This window comes from Alloacidobacterium sp. (genome assembly GCF_035631355.1).
Taxonomy (GTDB): Bacteria; Acidobacteriota; Terriglobia; order Terriglobales; family Acidobacteriaceae; genus Alloacidobacterium.
In genome coordinates, this window is record NZ_DASQIX010000044.1 from 1 (window position 1) to 23,616 (window position 23,616).

The 23,616-nt window shown below is 56.2% G+C and carries 22 protein-coding genes, 1 tRNA gene and 1 pseudogene; 5 read left to right on the plus strand and 19 right to left on the minus strand.

The annotated features are described in order from the left end of the window. Positions 1-474 precede the first annotated feature (474 nt). Together VEV40_RS07515 and VEV40_RS07520 are read right to left on the minus strand one after the other, a co-directional pair. A tRNA-Phe gene (locus tag VEV40_RS07515) sits at positions 475-549 on the minus strand. 105 nt (positions 550-654) lie between these two features. Next, the gene (locus VEV40_RS07520; protein WP_324831283.1) at positions 655-3,156 is read right to left on the minus strand and encodes a hypothetical protein; all 2,502 of its coding nucleotides are present in this window, start codon (positions 3,154-3,156) and stop codon (positions 655-657) included. A 27-nt stretch (positions 3,157-3,183) separates the two neighbouring features. Here VEV40_RS07520 and VEV40_RS07525 point away from each other — a divergent pair, with 27 nt between their 5' ends. Both VEV40_RS07525 and VEV40_RS07530 read left to right on the plus strand, forming a co-directional pair. Continuing rightward, positions 3,184-4,743 carry an adenosine deaminase gene (locus VEV40_RS07525; protein ID WP_324831284.1) on the plus strand — a complete coding sequence of 520 codons (1,560 nt, stop codon included), beginning with the start codon at positions 3,184-3,186 and terminating at the stop codon, positions 4,741-4,743. Positions 4,744-4,746: 3 nt separating this feature from the next. After that, positions 4,747-6,018, plus strand: coding sequence for a glycosyltransferase (locus VEV40_RS07530; RefSeq protein ID WP_324831286.1), 1,272 nt, complete (start codon positions 4,747-4,749; stop codon positions 6,016-6,018). A gap of 78 nt (positions 6,019-6,096) precedes the next feature. Here the strand turns inward: VEV40_RS07530 and VEV40_RS07535 are convergent, their stop codons facing one another. Next, the gene (locus tag VEV40_RS07535; RefSeq protein ID WP_117300112.1) at positions 6,097-6,297 is read right to left on the minus strand and encodes a cold-shock protein; all 201 of its coding nucleotides are present in this window, start codon (positions 6,295-6,297) and stop codon (positions 6,097-6,099) included. Between the two features lie 146 nt (positions 6,298-6,443). Next, entirely contained in the window at positions 6,444-7,925 is a 1,482-nt protein-coding gene (locus VEV40_RS07540; RefSeq protein WP_324831289.1) for a TolC family protein, read from the minus strand. Between the two features lie 289 nt (positions 7,926-8,214). On the opposite strand from VEV40_RS07540, the gene VEV40_RS07545 reads away from it, so the two are divergent. Then, positions 8,215-10,221 (plus strand): tetratricopeptide repeat protein, encoded by a 2,007-nt coding sequence (locus VEV40_RS07545; protein WP_324831291.1) that lies wholly within the window; start codon positions 8,215-8,217, stop codon positions 10,219-10,221. A 5-nt stretch (positions 10,222-10,226) separates the two neighbouring features. Here VEV40_RS07545 and VEV40_RS07550 read toward each other — a convergent pair whose 3' ends face one another. The 11 genes and pseudogenes from VEV40_RS07550 to ruvX all read right to left on the minus strand — a co-directional run bounded on the left by VEV40_RS07550 (position 10,227) and on the right by ruvX (position 19,410). After that, positions 10,227-11,363, minus strand: a complete 1,137-nt coding sequence (locus VEV40_RS07550; RefSeq protein WP_324831292.1) for a hypothetical protein — start codon at positions 11,361-11,363, stop codon at positions 10,227-10,229. Positions 11,364-11,601: 238 nt separating this feature from the next. Further along, on the minus strand, positions 11,602-11,925 hold the full coding sequence (locus VEV40_RS07555) for a hypothetical protein (protein ID WP_324831293.1): 324 nt from the start codon (positions 11,923-11,925) through the stop codon (positions 11,602-11,604). Next, positions 11,923-11,988, minus strand: a pseudogene (locus VEV40_RS07560) (hypothetical protein); the annotation flags it as partial. The gene VEV40_RS07555 and the pseudogene VEV40_RS07560, both read right to left, overlap by 3 nt. Positions 11,989-12,142: 154 nt before the next feature. After that, positions 12,143-13,075 carry a transporter gene (locus tag VEV40_RS07565; RefSeq protein WP_324831294.1) on the minus strand — a complete coding sequence of 311 codons (933 nt, stop codon included), beginning with the start codon at positions 13,073-13,075 and terminating at the stop codon, positions 12,143-12,145. A gap of 322 nt (positions 13,076-13,397) precedes the next feature. Further along, entirely contained in the window at positions 13,398-15,533 is a 2,136-nt protein-coding gene (gene fusA, locus VEV40_RS07570; protein ID WP_324831295.1) for an elongation factor G, read from the minus strand. Between the two features lie 376 nt (positions 15,534-15,909). Further along, positions 15,910-16,476, minus strand: coding sequence for a type II toxin-antitoxin system VapC family toxin (locus VEV40_RS07575; protein ID WP_324831296.1), 567 nt, complete (start codon positions 16,474-16,476; stop codon positions 15,910-15,912). Further along, on the minus strand, positions 16,466-16,771 hold the full coding sequence (locus VEV40_RS07580; protein ID WP_324831297.1) for a hypothetical protein: 306 nt from the start codon (positions 16,769-16,771) through the stop codon (positions 16,466-16,468). Before VEV40_RS07580 ends, VEV40_RS07575 begins: the two co-directional genes overlap by 11 nt. Positions 16,772-16,910: 139 nt before the next feature. Then, complete coding sequence (locus VEV40_RS07585) at positions 16,911-17,498, minus strand: outer membrane beta-barrel protein (protein WP_324831299.1); 588 nt, start codon at positions 17,496-17,498, stop codon at positions 16,911-16,913. A 66-nt stretch (positions 17,499-17,564) separates the two neighbouring features. Then, on the minus strand, positions 17,565-18,278 hold the full coding sequence (locus VEV40_RS07590; RefSeq protein ID WP_324831301.1) for a CDP-alcohol phosphatidyltransferase family protein: 714 nt from the start codon (positions 18,276-18,278) through the stop codon (positions 17,565-17,567). Between the two features lie 6 nt (positions 18,279-18,284). Next, positions 18,285-18,758 (minus strand): transcription elongation factor GreA, encoded by a 474-nt coding sequence (locus VEV40_RS07595; protein WP_324831303.1) that lies wholly within the window; start codon positions 18,756-18,758, stop codon positions 18,285-18,287. 196 nt (positions 18,759-18,954) lie between these two features. Further along, the gene (ruvX, locus tag VEV40_RS07600; RefSeq protein ID WP_324831305.1) at positions 18,955-19,410 is read right to left on the minus strand and encodes a Holliday junction resolvase RuvX; all 456 of its coding nucleotides are present in this window, start codon (positions 19,408-19,410) and stop codon (positions 18,955-18,957) included. 103 nt (positions 19,411-19,513) lie between these two features. Between ruvX and mltG the strand changes: the two genes are divergently transcribed. Next, positions 19,514-20,509, plus strand: coding sequence for an endolytic transglycosylase MltG (gene mltG / locus VEV40_RS07605; RefSeq protein ID WP_324831307.1), 996 nt, complete (start codon positions 19,514-19,516; stop codon positions 20,507-20,509). A 53-nt stretch (positions 20,510-20,562) separates the two neighbouring features. Beyond that, a complete protein-coding gene (locus VEV40_RS07610) occupies positions 20,563-21,441 on the plus strand; it encodes a hypothetical protein (RefSeq protein ID WP_324831308.1) in 879 nt (292 codons plus the stop codon). A 124-nt stretch (positions 21,442-21,565) separates the two neighbouring features. On the opposite strand, the gene VEV40_RS07615 is transcribed toward VEV40_RS07610, so the two are convergent. Genes VEV40_RS07615 through VEV40_RS20690 form a run of 4 tightly spaced genes read right to left on the minus strand, consistent with a single transcriptional unit; the run spans position 21,566 to position 23,559 of the window. Next, positions 21,566-22,564, minus strand: a complete 999-nt coding sequence (locus VEV40_RS07615; protein ID WP_324831310.1) for a Gfo/Idh/MocA family oxidoreductase — start codon at positions 22,562-22,564, stop codon at positions 21,566-21,568. 9 nt (positions 22,565-22,573) lie between these two features. Then, the gene (locus VEV40_RS07620) at positions 22,574-22,798 is read right to left on the minus strand and encodes a hypothetical protein (RefSeq protein WP_324831312.1); all 225 of its coding nucleotides are present in this window, start codon (positions 22,796-22,798) and stop codon (positions 22,574-22,576) included. Between the two features lie 51 nt (positions 22,799-22,849). Continuing rightward, positions 22,850-23,116 (minus strand): hypothetical protein, encoded by a 267-nt coding sequence (locus VEV40_RS07625; RefSeq protein WP_324831314.1) that lies wholly within the window; start codon positions 23,114-23,116, stop codon positions 22,850-22,852. Continuing rightward, positions 23,080-23,559 (minus strand): helix-turn-helix domain-containing protein, encoded by a 480-nt coding sequence (locus VEV40_RS20690; protein ID WP_414637825.1) that lies wholly within the window; start codon positions 23,557-23,559, stop codon positions 23,080-23,082. The genes VEV40_RS07625 and VEV40_RS20690 overlap by 37 nt, the downstream gene beginning before the upstream one ends. Positions 23,560-23,616 lie beyond the last annotated feature (57 nt).

A 23,616-nucleotide genomic window follows, 5' to 3' on the forward strand; every position in this document is an offset into this window, starting at 1 on the left:
TCACCTATAAGCATATATCTGATGAGAAAGCTGCTCCGTTAGTTACGGACTTCCATTTCCCTTTATCGGGCCGGTGATTGTGTTTTCAGGTGGCGACTTCAGGGCAGCGCACTCATCGGGCACCTGATTGATCCGGAAAAAGGGCTAACTTTAGCCCCTTCGAAGCACTCGAGTTACTGCTGAAGTTCGGGCCACAAAACTGATGCACGACCCAATCCAGGTCGGGTCAGTATCCTCCAACAAAAAACGCCTCCTCCAGTTGGTGCGGCTGGCGTCGGAGATTAAGCGAAGACGTATCTATCTCATTGCGGATAATTTAGATCGCTAGTCTTAGAGGTACCAGATATGCAGGGGAACAATACGGGAACAATTGTTTTCGATTTAAGTTGTTTAGAATCAGTTGTGATCGAGTTGAGCAAGAAAAGAGAGGGTATTATCGCGCCGTCTCTGTTCAGCTAAGTTATTGATTCTAAATGGTGGCCAGAGACGGGATCGAACCGCCGACGCCGGCCTTTTCAGGGCCGCGCTCTACCACTGAGCTATCTGGCCTTGGAGGGTTCCAAGAGCGCCTTTGACGTGTACATACAGGCGCATGGGATGTCTGAGGAGAAGGACTTCTGACAGTCAAACAACCTCACTCAGTATAGCAAAGACTCACCATGTCAGATGAACGGTCTGCCTCTGGTATCCCGCGCCCGGAGGGAACGCGACATGCAGGCTGCTCAAGCCCGGATCGGCTGCCTTGGTTTGATTCACAGTTGCGCCATCGGCATGAATGGCAGAGCGCACACCATTCACGCGCAGCGGTAAATCGTATACGCTGCCTCCTTGCGCTTCCAGTTCCAGCGTCAGCGAATGCGCGTCCGTGGTCTGGCTCAGAACTTTCAACTGCGCGGTTCGCGCGCCTGGCAGCGGCAGGTCATGCGGAATATCAACTTCAACTCCGGGCAGCGGAATGCGCAGCACGCCATCATGCGCGCCTGAAAGCTTGACATCGCCTCCGGTTGTGCGAACAGTAAGCGCCCCGCCTTCGCGCTTGAATTCAAGATCGACCATACTGCCGCCCACAGGAACATGCCGCAGCGTTGCGTGGTCCCACTCGGCAGGCAAATGCGGATTAACGGAAATGCTGTTGTGCAACGCATCTGTCGTAATGCCGAACAGACCGCGAATCGCTGGTGTCAGCACCATGGCCGACGACCAGAGCTGGTGGGTGGTGCTGCGTCCAAAAGGTACGAAGTATGCGCCCGAAAGCAGCTCCGTCACAGCGCCCAGGTCCTGTGCCCAAGTCAGGTTGGCATTCTGCATCAAGTGCGCATAACCGGAGAGTGGGCGGCCCGTGCGGTATTCGGCGATTGAAGCCCAGCCGGTAAAGAGAGGCCAGACCGATCCCTGGTGATAGCTGATGGGATCGTAAAATGCCTCATGCTCACCCAGGTCGCGCAGTCCCCAGTCAGTCGAGAATTCAGCCGACGCCCACCGCTTGAACATCTCGTCCGGCTGCTTCAACGCGTAATGCCCATCCCACCATGCAATCGAGGGATAAATTGTCGCTGTCTTGTCCATCGAGCCATTGGCATTGCGGCTGAAGGCGTACATCGGCCCGGCGTATTCCTGTTCAATGGTGGCGGCAACTTTCTGCGCGCGCGCCTCGGCTGCGTTCGCTTTATCGGACTTATTCATCACGCGTGCAAGACGAGCAAATGCGCCGCTGGCCTGCTGGTCAAGGCAGGCGAGATAAATCTCCTGGTGCGGCATGCCCGAGGGCCAGCTTTCCACCCAGCCCGTTCCCTGTGAGTTGTCATATATGCCATCGCCGTCGGTATCATGGGTGCGTTCAAACTGCCACGCCTTTTCGACTGCGTCCCAATGTTGCTCTAAAAACTGCTTGTCACCACTGGCGTTGAGATAGTCCTCCATCGCCATCAGGAACAGCGGCGTTGAATCCGCCGCAGCATACTCATACGGAAACTTCGCCCAGTCCACCATCTCTGCCGTCTGCGAATACTCGTGCATGATCTTGCCGTCGTCGCGCTGCCGTTTGATCAGAAACTCCAGCGCCTGCCGCGTCAGCGCGAAATCACCATAACCGTTGATGGCATACAACGTGTATAGCGTGTCTCTGCCGAAGAACCAGCCGAAGCCGGGACGATTGGAATCGCCCGATGAATAGAAACCTGCAACCAGGCCCACCTCATCGCGGTGACGCACGCGCAGTTGATTGATTGAAATCTCGGCCCACTGCAGGGCCTCATTAAAGCGCTGATCCGGAGTATCAGCCACGAGTCGCTTGTCAAAAAAGTGCGCGTAGTAATCTGCAGTCTCCGCATAGAGATGCACCGCATTTTCGTTCAATCGCTGTAACTGCGCTGTCAAGGCTGCAGGCTTTGCTGTTTCCATGTTGTTGCCCACGGCCATTAGCAGCGGAAAATACTTGTCCGCATCACGCTTCGGATCGAAGTTCAGAATCAGTTGTGTGGGCCAGAATTTCGGCTTCTCCTGATAGGGCGCCATGATCCCCGGCTGCGTTCCTGGCATACCGATCGCGGCGGCAAGGTCGTCCGCATCCGTATGCAGAAGGTAGTAACCGCTGTCGCCTTGCTTCACCCATTGCAGCGAAGGCGCGTTGTAGTTGGGCGCGGGCCACATGCGCTTTACTTCCGGCGTAAAAGAGAAGGTAAGCTTCATGGGCCGCACGGAATCGATCTGGAACAGCGCCATCAGCCCCGCGCCGTTGGCATCGCATTGCGTAGCGAAAAGAATTTCGCGCACAGTGAAAGTCAAATGTGAATATGTAATGGTCGTATGGTCGGGCGCGACTTCAATCTCCGCCGCCTGCTCGTTCACGTCAATGGGGACATCGTAGCCCTCAACTTCGGCTTCAATTTGGAAATGGCTGAGCAGCTTGACAGGAAAAATCCATGTCTCAAAACTGCCATCCTGCTGGCCGACAAACGCGCCGCATTCACCCGCGACAGTGAAGGGTTTCTGCATCTCGGCGTGCTGCCGGATCGTAAGCTCGCTCGAAGCCAGAGGAAACTGCGGAACCGGTTGAAGCCATTGCTGCGCTGAAGCCGAAGTCATCGCAATCACCGAAAAGATCGGCCCCGCCAGGGCCAGCCGATGCCATAAACTTGTCCCACGCTGCTTTTCCATTCTTCGCACCTAGAGGAAACCATCGTAATGTCTCTCGCCCATCGTCGTCAGCTTTTCGCGGTTTCGCTGCTGGTGCTGTTCGGCTCACATCTCCATGCTCAGGCCGCCAAGCCCATCCATGAGATCAACGCGGAAGCGCGCACAGCCCGCGCCTTTGACGAAGTAAAAAAGGAAGGTCCCAGTGCGCTGCGCGCATTCTTCTACCAGATGCCGAAAGGCGCTGACCTGCACGTTCATCTCTCCGGAGCAGTCTATGCTGAGTCCTTCATCCAAGCGGCAGGCGAAGATGGCCTGTGTGTCGATCCGGTAAAACTGGCCTTTGCCAAGCCTGCGGCGGGCGGAGCGTGCAATACAGATTATGTGCCGGCCGCCAAAGTTCCCGCGAACCAGCAGCTCTATGACGCGCTGATCGATTCCTTTTCCATGCGCACATTTGTTCCCACAACCGGAGACTCCGGGCACGACCACTTCTTCAACACATTTGCCAAATTCGGCGGCACAGACAAGCGTCATGTGAGCGAATGGGTGGATGAAGTCGCTGGCCGCGCCGCCGCGCAGAATGAGCAATATCTTGAATTGATGGAAACGCCGGACTTCACGTCCGCTGCAGCACTCGCTGCAAAGATCGGCTTCCATTCCGACTTTGCCGAATACCGCGAGTTGCTTCTAGCCCGGGGATTTCAGGATTCCGTCCCCGCGGTCTCCGCATACTATGACCGCATTGAAGCCCAGCGCCGTGAGCATGAGCACTGCAGCCAGCCGGACGCAATGCCCGCATGCAATGTCGAAGTTCGATTTATCTATCAGGTGCTGCGCGGCCTTCCCAAAGAGGCCGTCTTCGCGCAGATTCTTCTCGGCTTTGAAGTCGCGTCAGTCGATCCGCGTGTCGTCGGCATCAATCTGGTTCAGCCGGAGGATTGCTACGTCTGCATGACCAACTATCGCCTGCACATGCAGATGATCGATGCGCTGCGCAAGTTCTACCCAAAGGTCCACATCACTTTGCACGCCGGAGAGTTGGAGCCTGGCATGGTGCCGCCCGACGGTCTCACCTTTCACATTCGCTCTGCCGTCGAGCAGGGCCACGCCGAGCGTATCGGGCACGGCGTCGATGTCATGTACGAAACTAAGCCCTATGACTTGCTCAAAGAAATGGCTGCGAAGCACGTCATGGTGGAAGTCAACCTCACCAGCAACGACGTGATCCTCAATATCAAGGGCGACAGCCATCCCTTCATGATCTATCGCAAGTACGGCGTGCCCGTTGCCCTTTCAACTGACGACGAAGGCGTCTCCCGCATCGACCTGACGCACGAATATGTGCGCGCCGCGGTTACATACCCGCTCACCTATCGCGACTTCAAGCTGATGGCGCGCACAAGTCTTGAGCACAGCTTCTTGCCGGGGGCGAGCCTCTGGCAATTGTCGACACCGGAAAAACTCGACCAGCCCGTGGCGCAATGCCGCAGCCAACTCGGGCGCGATGCTCCGACCGGAGCGTGTGCACCTCTGGTTCAATCCAGCGAAAAAGCACAGCAACAGTGGAAGCTTGAACACAGGTTTCACATCTTTGAGGCACAATTTTAGGACGTGAGGATCGCTCTCTCGACCTTCGGCACCTTCGGCGATGTAAACCCGCTAATCGCGCTGGCCCTTGACTTGAAGCGACGGGGCCATCGTCCGGCGCTCGCGGTGCCGGAAATGTTCCGCGCAAAAGTCGAACCGTTAGGCATCGATTTCTTCCCCGTTCGTCCGGACCAGGACCAGACCGATAAGCGTCTCGTCGCGCTGATCTATGACAAAAAGAAGGGCACCGAGTACGGCCTGCGCGAATTTCTTTTCCCCGCGCTGCGCCAGAGCTACGACGACCTGCTCGCCGCTGTCGAGGCAGATGGCGGGGCCGACCTGCTCATGACCGGAGAGCTGGCGTACGCAGGTCCAATTGTCGCCGAAAAGACCGGCATCCCCTGGGCCTCTTACGTACTGGCTCCATTTTCATTTTTCTCGGCCTACGACCCGCCAGTCCTGCCGCCGTATCCGAATCTGGCCAAGGCACAACTTGTTGTCCCAAAAATCGGTCGCATCGTGAACCGCTTCGCCCGCCTTGTGACGCGGCGCTGGCCGGAGCCGGTCTACGAACTTCGCCGCGAATTAGGTCTTGACTGCGGCGAAGACCCGATCTTTGACGCCAAACACTCAGAGCAACTGGTTCTGGCGCTTTTCTCCCGCGTACTCGGAGAACCACAGCCTGACTGGCCAAAAAACACCCTGATTACGGGCTTCGTCTTCTATGACGGCGATGCTGGGCAGTCCGAACTGGCCCCTGAATTAGAGCAGTTTCTATCGGCAGGCCCTCCGCCAATCGTCTTTACGCTCGGCTCCGCAGCCGTGCTCAACGCAGGCGACTTCTACCAGCAAAGCGCTGAAGCAATTCGCCAACTCAATCTCCGCGCAGTTCTTCTCGTTGGCAACGACCCGGAAAACATCCCGCGCACGCCGTTGCCGGACAACATCTGCATCGCTAAATACGCCCCATATTCGAAGCTCTTCCCTCGCGCATCAGTCATCGTGCATCAGGGCGGAGTGGGAACCACGGCTCAGGCCCTGCGCGCGGGAACGCCCATGATCGTTATGCCCTACAGCCATGACCAGCCTGACAACGCGCGTCGCGTCCGCCGTCTTGGCGTCGCAAAAGTAGTGCAGCGTCAGAACTATACCGCCGAACGCGCAGCGCGAATGATCTCCGACCTGCTCAACAATCCCCGTTATGCCCAGCGCGCTCTCGAGGTCCAGAGCAAAATGGACACAGAAAACGGCCTTAAAACGGCCTGTAATGCACTGGAAATGCTCTTAACCCGCTAACAATTGCGCCAAAACAATGTCCAAAACAAAAGGCAGGCCCGGAAGCCCGCCTTTTGTGGTCATAACTGTGTCTGCGTCTTAGAGTGGCTGAACGTCCGCTGCCTGCCAGCCCTTTGGCCCCTTAACGACGTTGAACTGCACGGCTTGACCTTCCTGCAGACTCTTAAAGCCATTGGAGTTAATGGCCGAGTAGTGCACGAAGACGTCTTCACCGTTCTGGCGCGAGATGAAGCCGAAGCCTTTTGCGTCGTTAAACCACTTCACTGTTCCTTGTTCCATGTGATGCTGTTTCCTATGTTGAATTGCGCCGGAACAAATCGGAGCCACTACTGGCAGGTTCTTGCTGCTGGGCGAGGACTGCTCTTGCCCGTTCGGTTCTAACGCCACTTCAGTCTATCAGATTCCTCAGGTAACTCAGAAAATTGTTACCTGCCGCCCTGCGGCTGGCCTGTGGCCCCGGTTTTCCCGTCCGGAGCAGCGCCGCCCTGCAGATAAGTCTTGTATTGTGTGTCGATAATGCCCAGGTTCCGCGCCAGCCCCAGCTTCGCCTGGTTAAACTGCCGCACGCTGTTCACATACTGCGACTGCGCCTGGGCCAGCGTCGATTGCGCCTGCACCACCGGCAGATTATCGTCCACTCCCGCCTGGAAGCGCTCCGTGGTCTGCTGCAGCGCGGTATTCGATAAATCGACATTGCTGCGCGCCACGTTGACCAGATCAGAAGCCGTCTTCAGGTCCAGCAGGCTGTCGCGCAGTTGCTGGTCGATTTTGTTCCGCAAATCCGCCATTTGCGAGCGATAGCTGTCCAGCTGCGACTCGGCAACATCGCGATCGCCCCGGAACTTCGCTTCCTGAAAAATCGGAACTTCGATGCTGCCGGCGGCCATGAATACTCCGTGATACGGCCCGCCTGCAATGCCTGAAACTCCATAGTTTCCGTTAAAGTTCACTGTAGGAAAACGCTCATGGGTTGCCGCTTTCCGCTCCAGTTCGGCCACGCGGATGTTTTGTAGAAGAGCCTGATAATCCTGCCGGTTGGCATAGGCCTCGCGCTTCGCGTCCTCAATCGTCACCGCAGCCAGATCGGCAAAGGGCACGGCGTCAATAAGCTGTATCTTCTGCGCCGGATCCATCCCAATCTGCCGTTTCAGCGTAATTTCGTCCTTTTCCAGCGTGTTTTCGGCGTTAATCACCGCTTGCTGCTGGGTTTGGTATGTCACCCGTGCCCGAAGCTCGTCCAGGTTCGCCGTTGTCCCCGCTTCATGCTGCGCAACCGCCTGATTCAGAAGGGTTTCATCCGTTTTGAGCAGCGCGTGGGCATAATCGAGCTGCGCCCCATCGGCAATCGCCTGAAGATAGGTCGTGCCCACGTTCAGCACCACCAGCCCGCGCGTCGATTGGGCGTTGTAATACGCCGCCTTCGCCCCGGTTTTCATCGCCCGATACAGGTCCCAGCCAGCCCAGTTGAAGAGCGTTTGCGACAGGTGGGCCTGCCCTTGAGTCAGATCAACCTTCGTAACAAATTTGAACTGGGCTATTTCCGACGGAGGCAGACCAAAAGAGTGCAGTAACTCGCCGCGAAAACCCTGCGCCTCCAGATTGTACTGATGAAATCCGGTTCCCCCCGTAATGTACACATTTGGCAGCAACAGATTCAGGGTTTGCGAAGCCTGCGCCTTGGCGGTCTGCTGGTTCTGCCGCGCCTCGGTCAGGGCAAGATTGTTCTCAATCCCCATCCGGATGGCGTCATCGATGGAAAGCTGCTTCACCTCCGGCGTCGCCGCCACAGCCTGCACGCTCCCGCAATACGGATTGGCCGCCGAATTGTTGGGATTGCTCTGAGCGGATGCGCAGGCTGTAGCCATCAAGCCCGCCAGCACCGGCACAATCAGCCTGCACTTGCTCATCTACGATTCAACTTTTCTGAATTCAATCTGTTGGCTCAGATTTTTAGATTACCGAACGCACGGAAGGTTGCCAAAAATGACTCTTGTACTTTGAGAAGCAGTCTCCAGCACTGCAAAGGATTTGGTTCTGAGTATGAACTTTTGCGCGACACACCTCCTGTCAATTTGGTCTCAGCTCGCTGTTTCCATTTGATTTTCTGCAAGAAGGCACTGCCATGACCGGGCTCGAATGTCATTGACACCGTCGCACCTTACAGTTAGCTTACGCCCGTATAAAAAAGAGATACTCGTGCGCCGATTTCTGGTCCTTTTCACAATAGCTCTCGCAAGCACCCTGCCCTCTCGCAGCCAAACCAAAATCACGGTTCAGCAACTCGACAGCCGGCTCGCCGACATGCATAAGCAGTCCAAGACGGATGACCAAGTCGCCAATGCACTAAAGGAGATGGAACTTACAGAGCAGCTGCTTCCGTCGGTGATGAATAGTTTCGTCCAGTACCAACCCGGCCCGCAGACAGTCGTCCAAATTAGAGTATTGGCCCTTAGCAGCGCCCTACTTCCCCCGCCTCCAGCGGACTTGCCTGACACTCCGGCCCCCGATCGAGCAACCCAGGCAGCGATCATCGCTCGCGCGACGGACTATGCCGCCAAGCAGTATGCCCTACTGCCGAAACTAACATTGGATAAGACTACTCTGCGCTACCAGAATGGCGAGGAATTCGTTCGCGCGTCAAACGGGGCTGGGTCTAAAATGGGCCATTCGGATCTTGGCCTCGATCCGGCCAGCCTTTACCTGCGTTTTCTCGGTCAGAGCTCCGCCGCAATTGTTACCCAGGGAGGGGCTGAAGTTCTACCTGCCAAAGCGAAAAATCAAGACCCCGGAGGTCCGAATGGCCAGATCTCGTCAGTCGGCACGGGTCCGGTCCTCAGTAGCGTCCTTCGCGAGGCGGGACCTGGAAAGATGACTTGGCTTCGATGGGAGACCATCGATGGTAAGCGAGTGGCTGTCTTCTCCTTCGCGGTTAATCGCAAGCAGTCTCACTATCAGGTGAACTATTGCTGCTTTCCTAAGACAGAGAATGTCGGCAGCCATATCGGAATGTCCCCGAATGGAGTTTCCTCCGGAGGAACCCCACCTACCAGTGAGAACCTTGGAACCGCGACCTTCTTTGAACCGTTCAACTCCACGGTCGGCTATCATGGCGAGGTATTCGTTGATCCTGAATCAGGAACTGTCGTGCGTCTGATTGTCCGGGCAGAACTAAAACCCACGGACTTTATCCTGCAGGAAGACACCCGCATCGATTACGGCACGGTCGAAGCAGGCGGGAAAGCGTATGTCGTTCCTACTCGGGATATTCTGCTCACGACCATGGCCCCTGGCGGTAACTCTTTCGCGAAATTCACCACGCGCCGTACGCTCTTTGACGTCGGCTATTCAAATTATCAGGCAGTCTCTAAGGTTGATTCGCAACCCAGCGCAGTGATTGCCCCGCCTTCCGTCCAGGCAGCTTCGCGAGCCGTGAGTTCCAGCCGTTCCCCGCAAAAGACTTCGGATGTCAATGCGACCATCGTGGCTGCGCGAGCTGCCACAAAAGATACGCACTATGCCGATGCAGAAGCCCTTATGTTGCAGGTCACCAGCTCCCGGCCTGAACTGATCGTTCCCTGGGTCGAGCTCGGTTTGGCACAACTCGGTCTCAAGAAATATCCCGAGGCTGAAAAAAGCTTCGAGACGGCAATCGGAACCGATCCCTCAACTCCATCCGCTGGCCACTCGGCTGATACCTATCAGCAGCCCGCAGTAGCAGATGCAGTCAATGGAGCCTCGACACGAGTCTCGCGCGACATGGCGACTCACACCCAGCGGATTACCGAACAGCGCCAGCCAGATGTCCTCGGCACAGCCTACGCCAGCCTGGGGGAGATCTATATTCATGAAGGGAAGTTCGTGGAAGCGCAGTCTGCCTTCGATAAGGCCGCTCAGTCCAACCCCACCCGGGAGGGAGCCTATCGAGAGAGTGAAGCGATCTTCTTCTATCAGGTTGGCGACGCTGACGCGCAGTTGGCAGCAGCGGAAAAGGCGATTGCTGCTGAACCCACTCGTGCCCAACCCTACTTTTTCAAAGCTCAGGCGCTTGTTTCCAAGGCCACTGTCGACCCCCAAACGCAAAAAATTGTCCTTCCGTCCAGCTGCGCCGATGCCTATCGCAAATACCTTCAGTTAGAGCCAAAAGGTCAGTTCGCCGCCGACGCTCAGGCGATTCTCGCCACCGCCGCTCCACAACCGAAATAGTTATGTCAGTTATTGTCTGAGGCCAGAATCCTCACTTTGGAGCCAAACCGGAGGTAGTCGCTAAAGGTCACATCGTTCAGGAAGGTCTTCACTCTGCCCTTGTAATCGGCCATGGAGAACATGGTGCTTTGCTGCGCCGTGTGCGCCTGGAGCATAGAAACGCTCCTCACCGGACAAATATAACTGCGGCCTGCGATCCGCGTTGGCGCGTACTCGACCGCAATTCTTGCGCCGGTAACCAGTTCTCCTTTCGACATATCCGCCTCCAGGGTAAGGAACCGGATCGACCCATCCGCTGGATTGAAGGCAATGTCGCCGTGATACGCCGCGCGCTCAGTGAATAGCTGATGGTGCCCCCCCGAAGAATTCATGTCTTCCATGATGCAGCAAAACTGAACATAGTAATTCGATTTGTCCTCGGGAACCTGGTAGTGGAAGACGGAGAGCGTTCCATCGGGACCTTTTTCCCATCGAATCCAGCCGATCTTGTTGCTCTTCAGCGCGTCGGACAGAATTGTAGAAAGGATCGGCCCAAACTCGCCCGAGGTAATTAGCCCGCTTACTCCGGCTCCCTTCTTTCTGGCTTTCACGCTCAAGTCTTCGACCTCCTTCCGGTCGCGATACGTGACCTCCATGCCAAGGCTTCCAACCCAGTGCAGCGGCAGTTGGGTGACGACCTCGACGCCGGTACTTGTGAGAATGTTCTCTCCGGGCTGGTCTTCGAACGCGTCGGTGAAGCGCGTGGCCATGAGATTGGGTAGCTGACGAACGGTTGTGTTCACGTAGTTCACGATGCTCACCAGCATCTGCTGTGCCGCCGCGCCCGTTGGCGCGGTCTCGACGAGAATGTCCTCTGCGGGCGGCGGCAAAAAGATCGATCGGTCGGCGAGTATCATGAGGGCCATGCGCGATTTTTCGCCGGGCAATTTACTGCCGAGCGCGGCGAGTTGTGCACCGCCCAGCCGCGCAGTCAGTTCCAATCCGGAAAGCTTTTGCGCCAGGTCCGCATCGGTGGCTTGTTGTGATGCCGCTATGATCTTGGCCAGCCCATCGGGGGTAATCATTTGTGGAGCATTCACGTCCGGTATGGCAGCGTAAACGCACCTAGCCACCAAGAGTCCCGCAAGCATGATTGCGCGCATGAATGACATCCAATCCGGAGAACGGGACTGGTTCTTCCTTTGCCGTTGGCAGGCTAGGCTAGCAGGCCCTTGCAGCGCATTCCCGAGAAATGAGGAACACATCCTATCACTTCATCGCGCTGTCAGGGGAACGAAATTGCGCCAGAAAGAACGGTCTTATTGTATTCGCAATTTACCAACGTTTCGGCTTTTAGAAATCGGGCCAATCGCTGACGTAACCGGCCCAAACCTGTTGCCGCTACTCTTCTTCCTCTTCCACCGGCTTCTTCGCCGTCGCAATGATCTTGTCGGCGTGCATCTGCGGCACGATGTCGTAGTGGTCCATCTCCATGTGGAAGCTGCCCCGACCCTGCGTCATGGCCGTCAGGCTCTGTCCATAGGTCAGCATCTCCGCCATAGGCACCTCGGCGCGAATGATGGTGCTCGAGTTGTCGCTGTCCATGCCCTGCACGCGTCCGCGACGCTGGTTCAGGTCGCCCATCAATGCGCCGGCAAATTCTTCAGGGGCCTCAATTTCAACCCGCATGACAGGTTCCAATAAGACCGGCTTGGCCTGTTCCATGCACTTGCGGAAGGCCAGGCGTCCGGCCAGCTTGAACGACAGTTCGTTCGAATCGACTTCGTGATAGCTGCCGTCAGATTTTTAGATTACCGAACGCACGGAAGGTTGCCAAAAATGACCCTTGAGCTTTGAGAAGCAGTTTCAACACAGCGAAGGATTGGTCCTGCCAGTCGTCAACTTCTGGCTTGCCGACAGCAGCCCAGAATCCCCTTGACTACTACCTTGGCAGACGCCAACCCAGCCACGAATATTGCCATGCAACCTGCACATTGTTGTAGTTGCCGCCGAAGCGAACATACGTGCCATCGCTATAGCTGGCCTTCAACGACTGGTGCTGGGTAAAACGCCAGGCGGCGGTGACTCCTATGCGGGAACTCGTCTGTCTGCTGGCGAGGTTCTGGATTCCGCTCAGGCTGGTTACACCGCCCCACCAAAAGTTGCCGTCCAGCGAGACCCAGGTGCCGAGGCCGAAGTTGCGGCTGATATGACCTTCGAAAGACCCAATGGGTGCCTCAGTTTGTGGCTTGGGGAGCGGGACGGAGTAATACGCTTGATTGGTGGTATAAAACCACGCTCCGCCATAAGCGTCGAGCATCCAATTTCCCCATCGTTCGGAATAGCCCAGCTCCGGCTTGAAGGCCCACCGATTGATGCCCCAATTGACGATTTTCTCGGGACTGTATTGCCCCGTGGGTGCCAGCACCTTAAGACTTGCACCGAGAATGGTTTTCTGCTTCCACCGCATGAATTCCCGGGGAGGCATAGCAGGGCCTCCCAGCAGGTTGACCGAGAAGCGTGAAACCAAATCTACCAGGCCCGAGCGATACACGGATTTATGCTGTTCATTCACTTCTCCCTCAAAGGTTCCGACCCCATAGGGCAGGGAAACCGTGACATTAGCGGACCGTCCGAGGAGGTCGAAGGAATGGTAATAACTGAAACTCGGGACACTGTATGTTCCCGTTGCACCCGTGATCGGCACTGACCCGTTGAAATTGATTCCACCGGTGAAAAACGCCCAGGTCAGGATGACCGCGTTGGTATTCTGCGGGGTAATGACATATGCTCGCGGGGATAAATCCTGCGCGGATAGCGGCCCGGCAAAGACTGCGAACAGACCATACAAGAAGTGTTTGAAATCAAGTCGCATGGAGTCACGGAGACGTTGGCAATCAAGTTCTTGACCGACAGACTTCCCGGAAGGCGTAGCCCAAGATTCACTTCTAAATCCCTGCACCTCATTCTAGACCTTGGAGTTAGATCCTCTTAATGAAAAATCGCCAACGCGCTTCGGAGAGATTGTAGTGAACCGCGTGGTCGGAGCTATCACCGGCAAACCGGAAATAACCGTAGAAGCAGGTCTTCGCTTGCGTCTAGCAGTCCATGCGGTCTTGTTGTATTCGCAATTTACCAACGTTTCGGCTTTTAGAAAACGGGCCAATGCTGACGCAACCGGCCCAATTTGTTTTTCGCTATTCTTCTTCCTCCTCCACCGGCTTCTTTGCCGTCGCAATGATCTTGTCGGCATGCATCTGCGGCACGATGTCGTAGTGGTCCATTTCCATGTGGAAGCTGCCTCGTCCCTGGGTCATGGCCGTCAGGCTCTGTCCATAGGTCAGCATCTCCGCCATAGGCACCTCGGCGCGAATGATCGTGCTGGCGTTGTTGCTGTCCATGCCCTGCACCCGGCCGCGGCGCTGGTTCAGGTCGCCCATCAATGCGCCGGCAAATTCTTCAGGGGCCTCAATTTCAACCCGCATGACAGGTTCCAATAAAACCGGCTTGGCCTGTTCCATGCACTTGCGGAAGGCCAGGCGTCCGGCCAGCTTGAACGACAGTTCGTTCGAATCGACTTCGTGATAGCTGCCGTCGTATACGGTGACCCGGAAATCGACGACCGGGTAGCCAGCCAGGAATCCGCGCGCAGCCGACTCCTGAATGCCCTTCTCAACCGCCGGGACATACTGGCGCGGGATCGCCCCGCCGAAGATGTCGTTGATGAACTCGAAACCCGCCCCGCGCGGCAGCGGCTCCATTTTGATCTTGCAATCACCGTACTGACCATGGCCGCCGGTCTGCTTCTTATGGCGGCCCTGCGCTTCGGCGCGCCCGCGAATGGTCTCGCGGTACGGCACCTTGGGAGCTTTCAGCGTGACCTCGGTGTGATAGCGCTTGCGCAGCTTCGACACCAATGATTCGATATGCGGCTGCCCCGCTCCGGCAATCAGAAACTCGCTGGTCTGCGGGTCGCGATAGAAGCGAACCAATAAATCTTCTTCCATCAGCTTGTGAACCGCTGGCGCGAGCTTGTCTTCATCGCCGCGCGTCTTCGGCTCAATCGCATACGTCATGGCCGCTTCCGGCAGGCCAACCGGCTCGAAGAAGATTTCGTGCCCCTTCTCGCCCAGCGTGTCGCCGGTAAACGTGTCGCGCAGCTTGGCCACCGCTCCAATATCACCTGCATGAAGCTCCGGAACCGGGACGGCCGTATGCCCCTGCATGACGGAAAGATGGGAGAACTTCTCCGCCCCCTTGCGCGAGTAGTTGCTCACGCCGGCGTCATTCTTCATCGATCCGGAGAAGACTTTGAAGAAAGAAATCCGCCCGGCAAACGGGTCGGTCATGGTCTTGAAGACGTAAAGCGCCAGGGGTTCCTGATCGTTTACAGACCGCATCACGATTTCCGGCTGCTTCTCGCTCATTTCGCCGTTCCCGTGGGCCGCCACCGCCTGCAGCACGGCGCGCGCAGCCACTGGAGCGCGCTCAATCGGTGCAGGCGCGTAAACCTTCAGAAAGTCGAGCAGGTGGTCAGTCGCGACATTCGTGCCGCCGCTCGAAAACAGCACAGGGAAGATACGGTCTTCGCGAATCGCCTCGTGCAGCGCTGTGATCAGATGCTGCTCGGGAATCGTGCCCTCCGCAAAGAACTCTTCCATCAGTTCGTCTTTGCCTTCGGCCACCAGTTCCACCAGCGTCTCGTGTGCCGCTTTGGCTTCCTCGGCCATGCTGGCGGGAATATCGCCAATCTTGCCGTTCCCATCGCCATTGGGCGTGTAGGAGAACGCTTTCATTGTCACCAGATCCACCACTCCCTGAAAGCCCTTGTCATCCATAATGGGCAGTTGCACAGGGACCAGGTGCCTTCCATAACGTGAGCGCATCGCTTCAAGCGTCTTTTCGAGATCGGCGCGCGGATGGTCCATCTGGTTCATAACAACCACGCGCGGCAGGTTGAATTCGTCGGCGTACTTCCAGACGCGGTCGGTCATGGCTTCGGGGCCATTCGCCGCGTTCGCCACCACCAGCGCCGCTTCTACGGGCAACATGGCCGCACGCGCCTCATGCACAAACATGTGAAAGCCGGGCGTATCGATGAAATTAACTTTGACTCCATTCCATTCGGCAAAGGCCACCGCGTTGAGCATGGTGGTGCGCCGGGCTACGTCTTCTTCGTCATAGGCGGTGACGGCCGATCCGTCTTCGACCCGCCCCAGTTTCGGCGTCATTTTTGCGGCATGCAGCAGAGCGGCGACGAGGGTGGTCTTGCCGCTGTGCGCATGCCCCACTACAGCTACGTTGCGAATCTCACTTCCCTGATACGTTTTCATGGTCAACTCCCTTTAAAAGCAGCTAAAAAGCGGTCAGCTTTGGACCGGCCTGCGATATGCCGGTCAGTGGAACTTTCTATATTGGACGGGTTCAGGGAGAAGCCCGCGAATGGCTGAAGCCTGCTTCGCTCGTGCAGGACGGGTAGAAGCCCCGGACTTTAGTCCGGGGAATAAGAACTACAGAATAGAGGGCCTTCAGGCCCGGCTTCCTGCTCAGACAGGGATATCGTTCAGGCGTCGCTTGCGGCGTCAGTCTTTCGCCGAATCTGCCGTCCTCGTACTCCATCTGGGCCAGCAGGCGCCACAAAAAACAGGGCGTCTTCAGAGATTGACGATGCTATCACAGCAAGTGTTCAAGCGGTAGGCGTGAAGAGAATCACGAACACTGATAAAACAGCACTCTTCCCGCAGGCACAATCTGAAGCATCAAATCAAAATCGCGGAGATTGCGCGTCAGCACAGTGCAATCATGTTTTTGCGCTGTGGAGAAGATCAACGCGTCATTCAAGAGGCGGCTGGTCCCTGATTTTTCGTGCTGTTGGAGCCGGGCAAGAACGCCACACAAAACCGCGGCTTCCTGCCATGTCTCGCGGTCTGGATACAAAATTCGCTGAACCGGACGCTTCCCAATTGACTCGGTGATCTTACTCACAATTGCCGCCGTTCCCGGATGATGGGGATTCAGCCTTCCACAGGAATAAGCCAGTTCAGCCTCCGTCACTGGGGAATGCCACTGTTCACATTGATCGGTCCATCCCGCGGTCTCCGCTGGATATTTCATCTGCAGCGTGTCGATATACACGGTTGTATCGAATAACAGCTTCGGCTTTGTTGGTTCCGCAGTGTTTATAAAAGGGAGTTCGCTCTGCGCCCGATAGCGCAGGGTCGCCGCCGCCCGATCTACACCAACTCTGCGAAGAACGTCCTGAAAACTAGAACTCAAGGTCTATCTCAGGAGGAATGGTTCCACGCTGCGACCACAGCCATTCAAAATAGTTCTCTTCCACAGCGAGGTTCGCCAGTGCCATCTTGACTAATTCCGTATCCGATTCGATCCCGGTATTTTTTTTGGCGGCGGCCACCAGCGAGTCAGGCATGCGTCCGCGCACGACATGCGTCTTGCCGGAAAGCAACCCCTGGTCCTGGGCAAACTTGCGGATTCCTTCAAGTTTCCGACGATTTACTTCCACCATCGAAAGCACCTTGGATTCGCTCGATTTGGCTATTGTTTTCGGCATAAAATGTTGTGCTACAAATTCATTCAAATTGTAGCACAACCCTATGCTTGACCTCAGGAAATTTGCCGGACTATACAGACAGCTCCAGTTACCCCAAACCAGCTTTCTTTCAAGGAACTTAGCAAAAACAGGGGGTGGGTCAGAAGCGCAGATATGCCCCGATCATCGGCTCGGCCGTATGCGTAAAAGCATCGGTCGAGGAGAAGGCATGCGACAGGTCCGGAGCGTGGTACAGGTTGCCGCGATACTGGAAGCGCAGCCCCAGGTGAGGAATGACCGTCCAGTCAACCCCGGCGCCATAGACGAAGGCAGGCTTGGTGTCGCTGGTGCTGTCCGGCTGGTCGCTATCGGGATGGAAGAAGATAATTCCGCCGCCGGCCAGCACAAACGGCTTCAGCATCAGCACCGGAAAGGACACGAACCAGTCCGCTCCCACTTCGTGGGCTGCGGCTTTGATCTCTTCAATGTCGTTGTAATTCTGGTTAGCGCGGTTGAAGGAGTAGTTCAGCTCATAGCCGACCAATGGGTTCGAGATGTGCCGCAGTTCCAGAAGGAAGCCGGCTGAGTTCGAGGGACTCTGCACGGTCCCGTTCGCGGCTGTCGTGCCGTTGAAGGCGCCGTAGAAGCTGGCTGCCGCGTCCGTCTGCGCATACGCGAAAGTGGTCAGGGAAAAGGCAGCAAAAAGAGTAAGAGCGGCGAATGAACAGGAGAAGAATCGCAGCATCATAGGCTTACTTTGATGTAAATGCGCGCCTAAGAGGAAGTATCTACACAGATACTTTTTGCGACGGAATCAGATGCGCGGAGCAGTCGGAGCTGAATGCAGTTCCGGCGATGCTTCGACTGGCTGGCTCTTATAGGCGAGCGGTTTTGTGTCGGGAACCGGGGCCAGATGTCGCGTCATCTGGTAGGTGAAGCTGATGCGGTGAATGACCGTGATCGTCGAAAGCACGGCCAGCACCCACAGGACCGGCGCCATCACACCCCAGCGATTAAAAAGCGCGCCCAGAATAATGAGCACTACGCGTTCCGGCCTCTCCATAAAGCCGACCTTGCATTGACCGATCAGCGCCTCAGCACGCGCGCGGGTATAGCTGACCATCAGCGACGTGACCATGACAAATGCCGCCAGCACAACGTAAAAGAAGCGATTGCCGCGGGCATAGAAAACCAGCAAGCCGAAGAACAGCACTACGTCAGAGTAGCGGTCGATGACCGAATCGAAGAAAGCGCCGAAGACGGTCACCTGATCTGTCTGACGCGCGACGCGTCCATCCACCATGTCGAAAATGCCAGCCCCAATAATGACCAGCCCGGCATAAAGGAACATACGGACGTAGTTATGCTCATTGGCAAAGCCGAAGAGGATGGCCGCCACGGTATTGATGATGAGTCCAATGAACGTGAGCACGTTGGGCGAGATGCGGGTCAGCGCCAGCCCATTGACAATGGCCTGCAGCAGCACCCCGCATGCGCGTCCAAAAGCGCTCGTCCAGGTCTTACTCATGACGCGTTATTCCGCTTCGTCGTGGATCGTTGAGAGTTTCAGGATTTCGAGGTCGCGCTTGCCGTTCGGAGTCACAACCGTTGCGACGTCGCCCACCTGCTTGCCGACCAGGCCGCGGCCGATGGGCGAGGTGGTCGAGATCAGGCCCTTGTTTACGTCCGACTCTTCACTGGTGACCAGCTTGTACTCGATCTCCTCATCTTTGGATGTGTCATAGACCACAACCGTTGAGCCAAAAGCGACCCGGTCGCGAGGAATATTTGCCAGGTTGACCAGCGCCAGTTCGGCCATGCGCTTCTTCAACTGGCCGAGACGGGCGTTGACGAACACCTGGCGTTGCTTGGCCATGTGATATTCGGCATTCTCGCTCAGATCACCCAGAGCGGCCGCTTTCTTGATTTCCTGTGGAAGCTCGTGCGCCAGCTCGTGCTCAAGCTGCTTGATCTCTTCCTGTAACTTCTTTTTGATGTGTTCAGGCATGAAGAATATCCATTGCGGCCCATAGGTAATGAGCCGCTCAAACCACGGCTGGACCAGAGATAACCGCCAAGCTTTTATTATACGGGGGACTTCGCGTCCAGCGATACGCGCCTTCGGCGCCAATTACGTCGGGTATGCATTCGTACATGTATAAACCCAAGCGTGGATTCAAAGAAAAACAGATCCTTCACTTCGTTCAGGATGACAGTTCCTCTGATTTTGGGGTGTGTCGAGCATCGAGAAAGCCTTGCAGGATGATCGTTGCGGCAACCTGGTCGACTATATTGCGGTGTTCCGCTCTGAGATGGCCTGACCGGTACAGAATGCTATGCGCTTCTGCAGTGGTCAGGCGTTCATCCCACAAATGCACCGGCAATTTTGTTTCATTGGCTAGCATTTGAGCAAAAGCCTGCGTTTTTTCCGCTTGGCGGCCCTGTTCTCCGGAGAGATTAAGCGGATTGCCGACGATGATTTCGCGGCAGCCGTACTTGCGGACGAGCCGGGCGAGGGAGCGGAGATCATCGCGAGGCTTCTTGCGGACGAGGGTCAGCACAGGTTGGGCGGTCAGTCCCAACTCATCGGATACGGCCACGCCGATGCGGCGATTGCCAATGTCCAGCCCCAGGAGGCGAGGCGGCGGATCTTGCTGCATAGGAGCATCTTACTCAAACAGTCTGCTGCAAAAATGCGGAGAAAAAGAGCCGCATCATACAATCAGGTAAGGAAATCAAAAGAATTTACGGGTCGAGTGGGATTTGCGACGTTTATTACTTCTTGCAGTCATTGCAGCGCTTTTGTGCGCCACATATATCGGGCTGGCGATTTACATCCCGGCAGGTCCTCATAGCGAGATGTTTGTGGAAATTCCGGTGGGCACGAGCTCGACGCAGATTGCGCGCATTTTGAAATCGCATGGGCTCATCCGGAGCCGCTATGCCTTCCATGCAATGCACCTGGTGGAGGGCGGAACGCTGAAGGCGGGCGAATATCGCTTTGACCATCCGGTCCGCATGGCAGAGGTCTATGCGCGGTTGGAACGCGGCGATGTCTACACGCGGACGCTGACGATTCCCGAGGGCGCGAACATGTTCGACATTGCGCAGCGGGTGCAGGCTGCGCAACTGGGCAGTGGAGAGGCTTTTCTTGAGGCGGCCAGGAAGGACACTTATTTGATTTCCGACCTTGATCCCGGCGCGCAAAGCGTGGAGGGATATCTCTTTCCCGACACCTACCAGCTCCCTCGATCGGCGACAGCCACCCAGATCATTGCCGCCATGGTGAAACAGTTCAGGATTACGGCGGCGAGTATCGGCTTGACGCAAAATTACCACAACATCGTGACTATGGCATCGCTAGTGGAGCGGGAGACACCCATTGGCAGCGAGCGCCCTGTGGTGGCCAGCGTGTTTGCCAATCGCATGGCAAAGAACATGCCGCTGATGACGGACCCCTCGGTCATTTATGCCGACCTGCTGGAAGGCACATACAAGGGAACGATCTACCACTCCGATCTCGACGGCGATTCGCCATACAACACATACAAGCACACAGGCCTGCCTCCGGGACCGATCTGCAATCCCAGCATCGCGTCGTTAAAGGCGGCGATGACCCCGGCCCAGACGCAATATCTGTATTTTGTCGCTGCAAGCACTGACCCCTCCGGGCATTCGCGCTTTGCAAAGACGCTGGAAGAGCACACACAAAACGTAGAAGCTTACCGGCGGGCCCAGCGGGCCGCAGGGGAACGCTGACAAAGAGACCCGGCTGGATTCTTTGCCGTCAACTTTTAATGAGTAAAGGCCTGATGCGGAAGTTCCTGTTTCAAGCAATAACGCTGTGTCTGCCGGCGCTGATCGGATGCTTGAGCCACACCCGCAAGCTGCCTCAGCCGAAGATGCCCAGCGTTGTTCTGTCGGCTGATACCGAGCAGTTGGCCAGCAATATCAACAAGCAGTACGAGACGATCAAGACGCTGAATGCCACGGTGGAGTTCCAAGCTTCGGTGGGCGGCGAGCAGAAAGGCAAGATCACCGATTACACGTCGGTCAAAGGCTTTATTCTGCTGCGCAAGCCTGAGATGCTGCGAGTACTCGGGCTGCTTCCGGTGATCAATACGCGGGCATTTGACCTGGCCAGCGACGGAGCGACATTCAAGCTGTGGATTCCGCACGAAAACAAGGCCATTGTCGGGACTAACGCTGTCAGCAAACCTTCCCCCAAGCCACTCGAAAACATGCGGCCCTATATTTTCTTCGATTCGCTGCTCATTCACGAGATTGGACCGAATGATCTGCTGTCATTAACGGCAGATACGAGGACAGTGCTCGACCCCAAGAAGAAGCAGGTCCTTCTGGAGCCTGAATATAACTTGGGCGTTTTCCGGAAAGATTCGCAAAGCAATGTTCTTGTTCCTGAGCGTGTGATTCACATCAGCCGAGTCGACCTCCTTCCCAGCGGGGAGGACATCTACGACAAGGACGGCAACATTCAGACACAGGCGGTCTATGGGCCATACGAATCGTTTGGAGAATTCCGCTTTCCGGGTAGCATTACGATCAAGCGGCCGCTGGAGGAGTATCAGATTGTGATTACCTTTCAGAAGGTGACCGTCAACCAATCGCTGCCGGATGATCAGTTCCGACTCGATATCCCAAAAGGGACGCAGATACAGAACCTTCAGTAGGCAGTCTCTGATTAAGCTGAAAAGCATTACCTCAGAGGCTAAAGCCCCCTGAGTTTGAGCAGCATTTACGGCACGGCTTCAGCCGTGCCCTTACGGGAAGACTTAGTCAGAAATTCCTTAGGACTTAGTGGCTATAGCGATCGAGACCTGCGCGGTGGGAGTGGTCGGCGATAGCCGCATTGATCTGTAGCGCCAGAGCAAGTGCCGCGCTTCCGTCTTTGCTCGAAACCACTGGTTGTTGGCGGTTCCGGTTGCAGTCAAGAAACGACTCGATTTCGAGCCGCAACGGCTCACCCGGGGTGATCCGCGGTTTCTGCATGTTCAGGCCAGCGGATGGATTTGCCGACGCATTGGCGGCAACGTTGATGAGAAGTAGGTCCTGTCGCGCATAGTCGATGGAAACATACTGGTGGGGCTGAAAAAACCGCAGCTTGCGGACGCGCTCGGTGCTGACTCGGCTGGCAGTGAAGTTGGCGACACAGCCCGATTCGAATTCGATGCGGACATTTGCGATATCAACCTTCGGCGAGAGGATGGGCAATCCAACGGCGTGCACCTGACTGACCGGTGATTGAGCGATGGTGAGGACGATGTCGAGGTCATGGATCATCAGGTCGAGAACAACGTCCACGTCGAGAGAACGCGGACTGAAGACGCTGAGCCGGTGCGCTTCAAAAAACATGGGGCCATTCAGCAAGTCGTGAAGAGCCATGACGGCCGGATTAAAGCGTTCCAGATGCCCCACCTGCAGAATGCGCTGGTGCTTCTCGGCCAGACTGATCAACTGCTCTGCTTCTTCGAGTGAAGCCGCAATCGGCTTTTCCACCAGGACATCGACTCCGGCAGATAAGAGAGCGGATGCTATTTGATGATGCCAGACTGTAGGAACGCATACGGAAGCTGCATCGATGTGACAATCCGCCAGACAAGCTTCGATGGAGCTGAAGACCGGAACGCCCCATTCCTGTTTGAGCGCTGCTGCCCTGTTCGCGTCTGTTTCCACGATTGCCGCGAGCCTGATAGGCAGACCAGATTGCTGCAATGCGCGATAGACGCGGAGATGATTCAGGCCGAAGACGCCTGCGCCGCAGACAGCAACGTTCTGTATTGCGGATTCTGCCAAACCTCAGCGCTAGCGCGCTTCTCCCTTCCCCTCAACCGCGCGAAGGCAGCGCGTGTAGAGCTCAAGCAGATGAGTTACCTGGTCTTCGGGTTTCGACGCGCTAGCGGAAACGAAGCCCGGCGATGACGCCGTCGAGCGACCCACTCCCGTAGTGGTGGCCACAAATTTGAGCAGATCGAGAGCGATATCTTCACTCCGGCGCGCACTATTAGCCAGAGCCGTTGGCTGGTCCATGAAAACAACTCCTCCGACGCGATGCTACCAAAATTTAACGATCGCGTGGCTTTACACCTCGGAGATGCTGACGCAAACCCGTCCTACGACAAAGCCGGCGGGAGAATCTTCGGGCTTGAGTTCAATCAGTTGAATCGGATGCTCAATTTTGTGTGGACGCAAAACGATGCAGTTTCGCTGAAGCGTCGCATAACGGAAGGGTAGATTGCTCCCGAACTGAACGGCAAAGATGCTCGGCATCGGTGGACGGTATGGAGCGAGGGAATTGTAATGCCGATCAATCACGAGAATCGCGTGGGGAACGATAATGGGCCCCATGGCTTCCGCCTGTAAGTAGCTGGCGCGGACAGCAATGAATCGTTCCCAGCCCCTTCTGTCCTAAGGCGCCTGATTGGCAGATGATCGAGATAGCCGGTTGGGAGATGTATGAGTTCCAAAATGGAACCTCTGCGTATATGCGATTCAAACATCGCGACGCCTTGAGAAACGAGCGCCACTCTATTTGGCGGCATAAGTTGCCAGCGCGACCGGGCATAACTGCTTTGAGACTGCGTTAGTAACTCTTCTATGGAAATGGACTGCGCCGTCAGGACGCTGTCGAGCGCGTCGAGGCTAAGGCGGCGTTTGGAGCGGAGAAAATTTGAGATATGAGCAGGTTTCAGCCCGGTTTGACGGGCAAGCAATGTACCGGTGAGCACTCCGCGCTTGATGCGCCGTAGAAGTTCAAGGCGAAGTTGCTCATGTAGTTGCGAAAAGTTCATTGTGGAAATTTTTCTTTGAGCTATACACCTTTACGCGCAGGCTTAACTCAGAGAAAC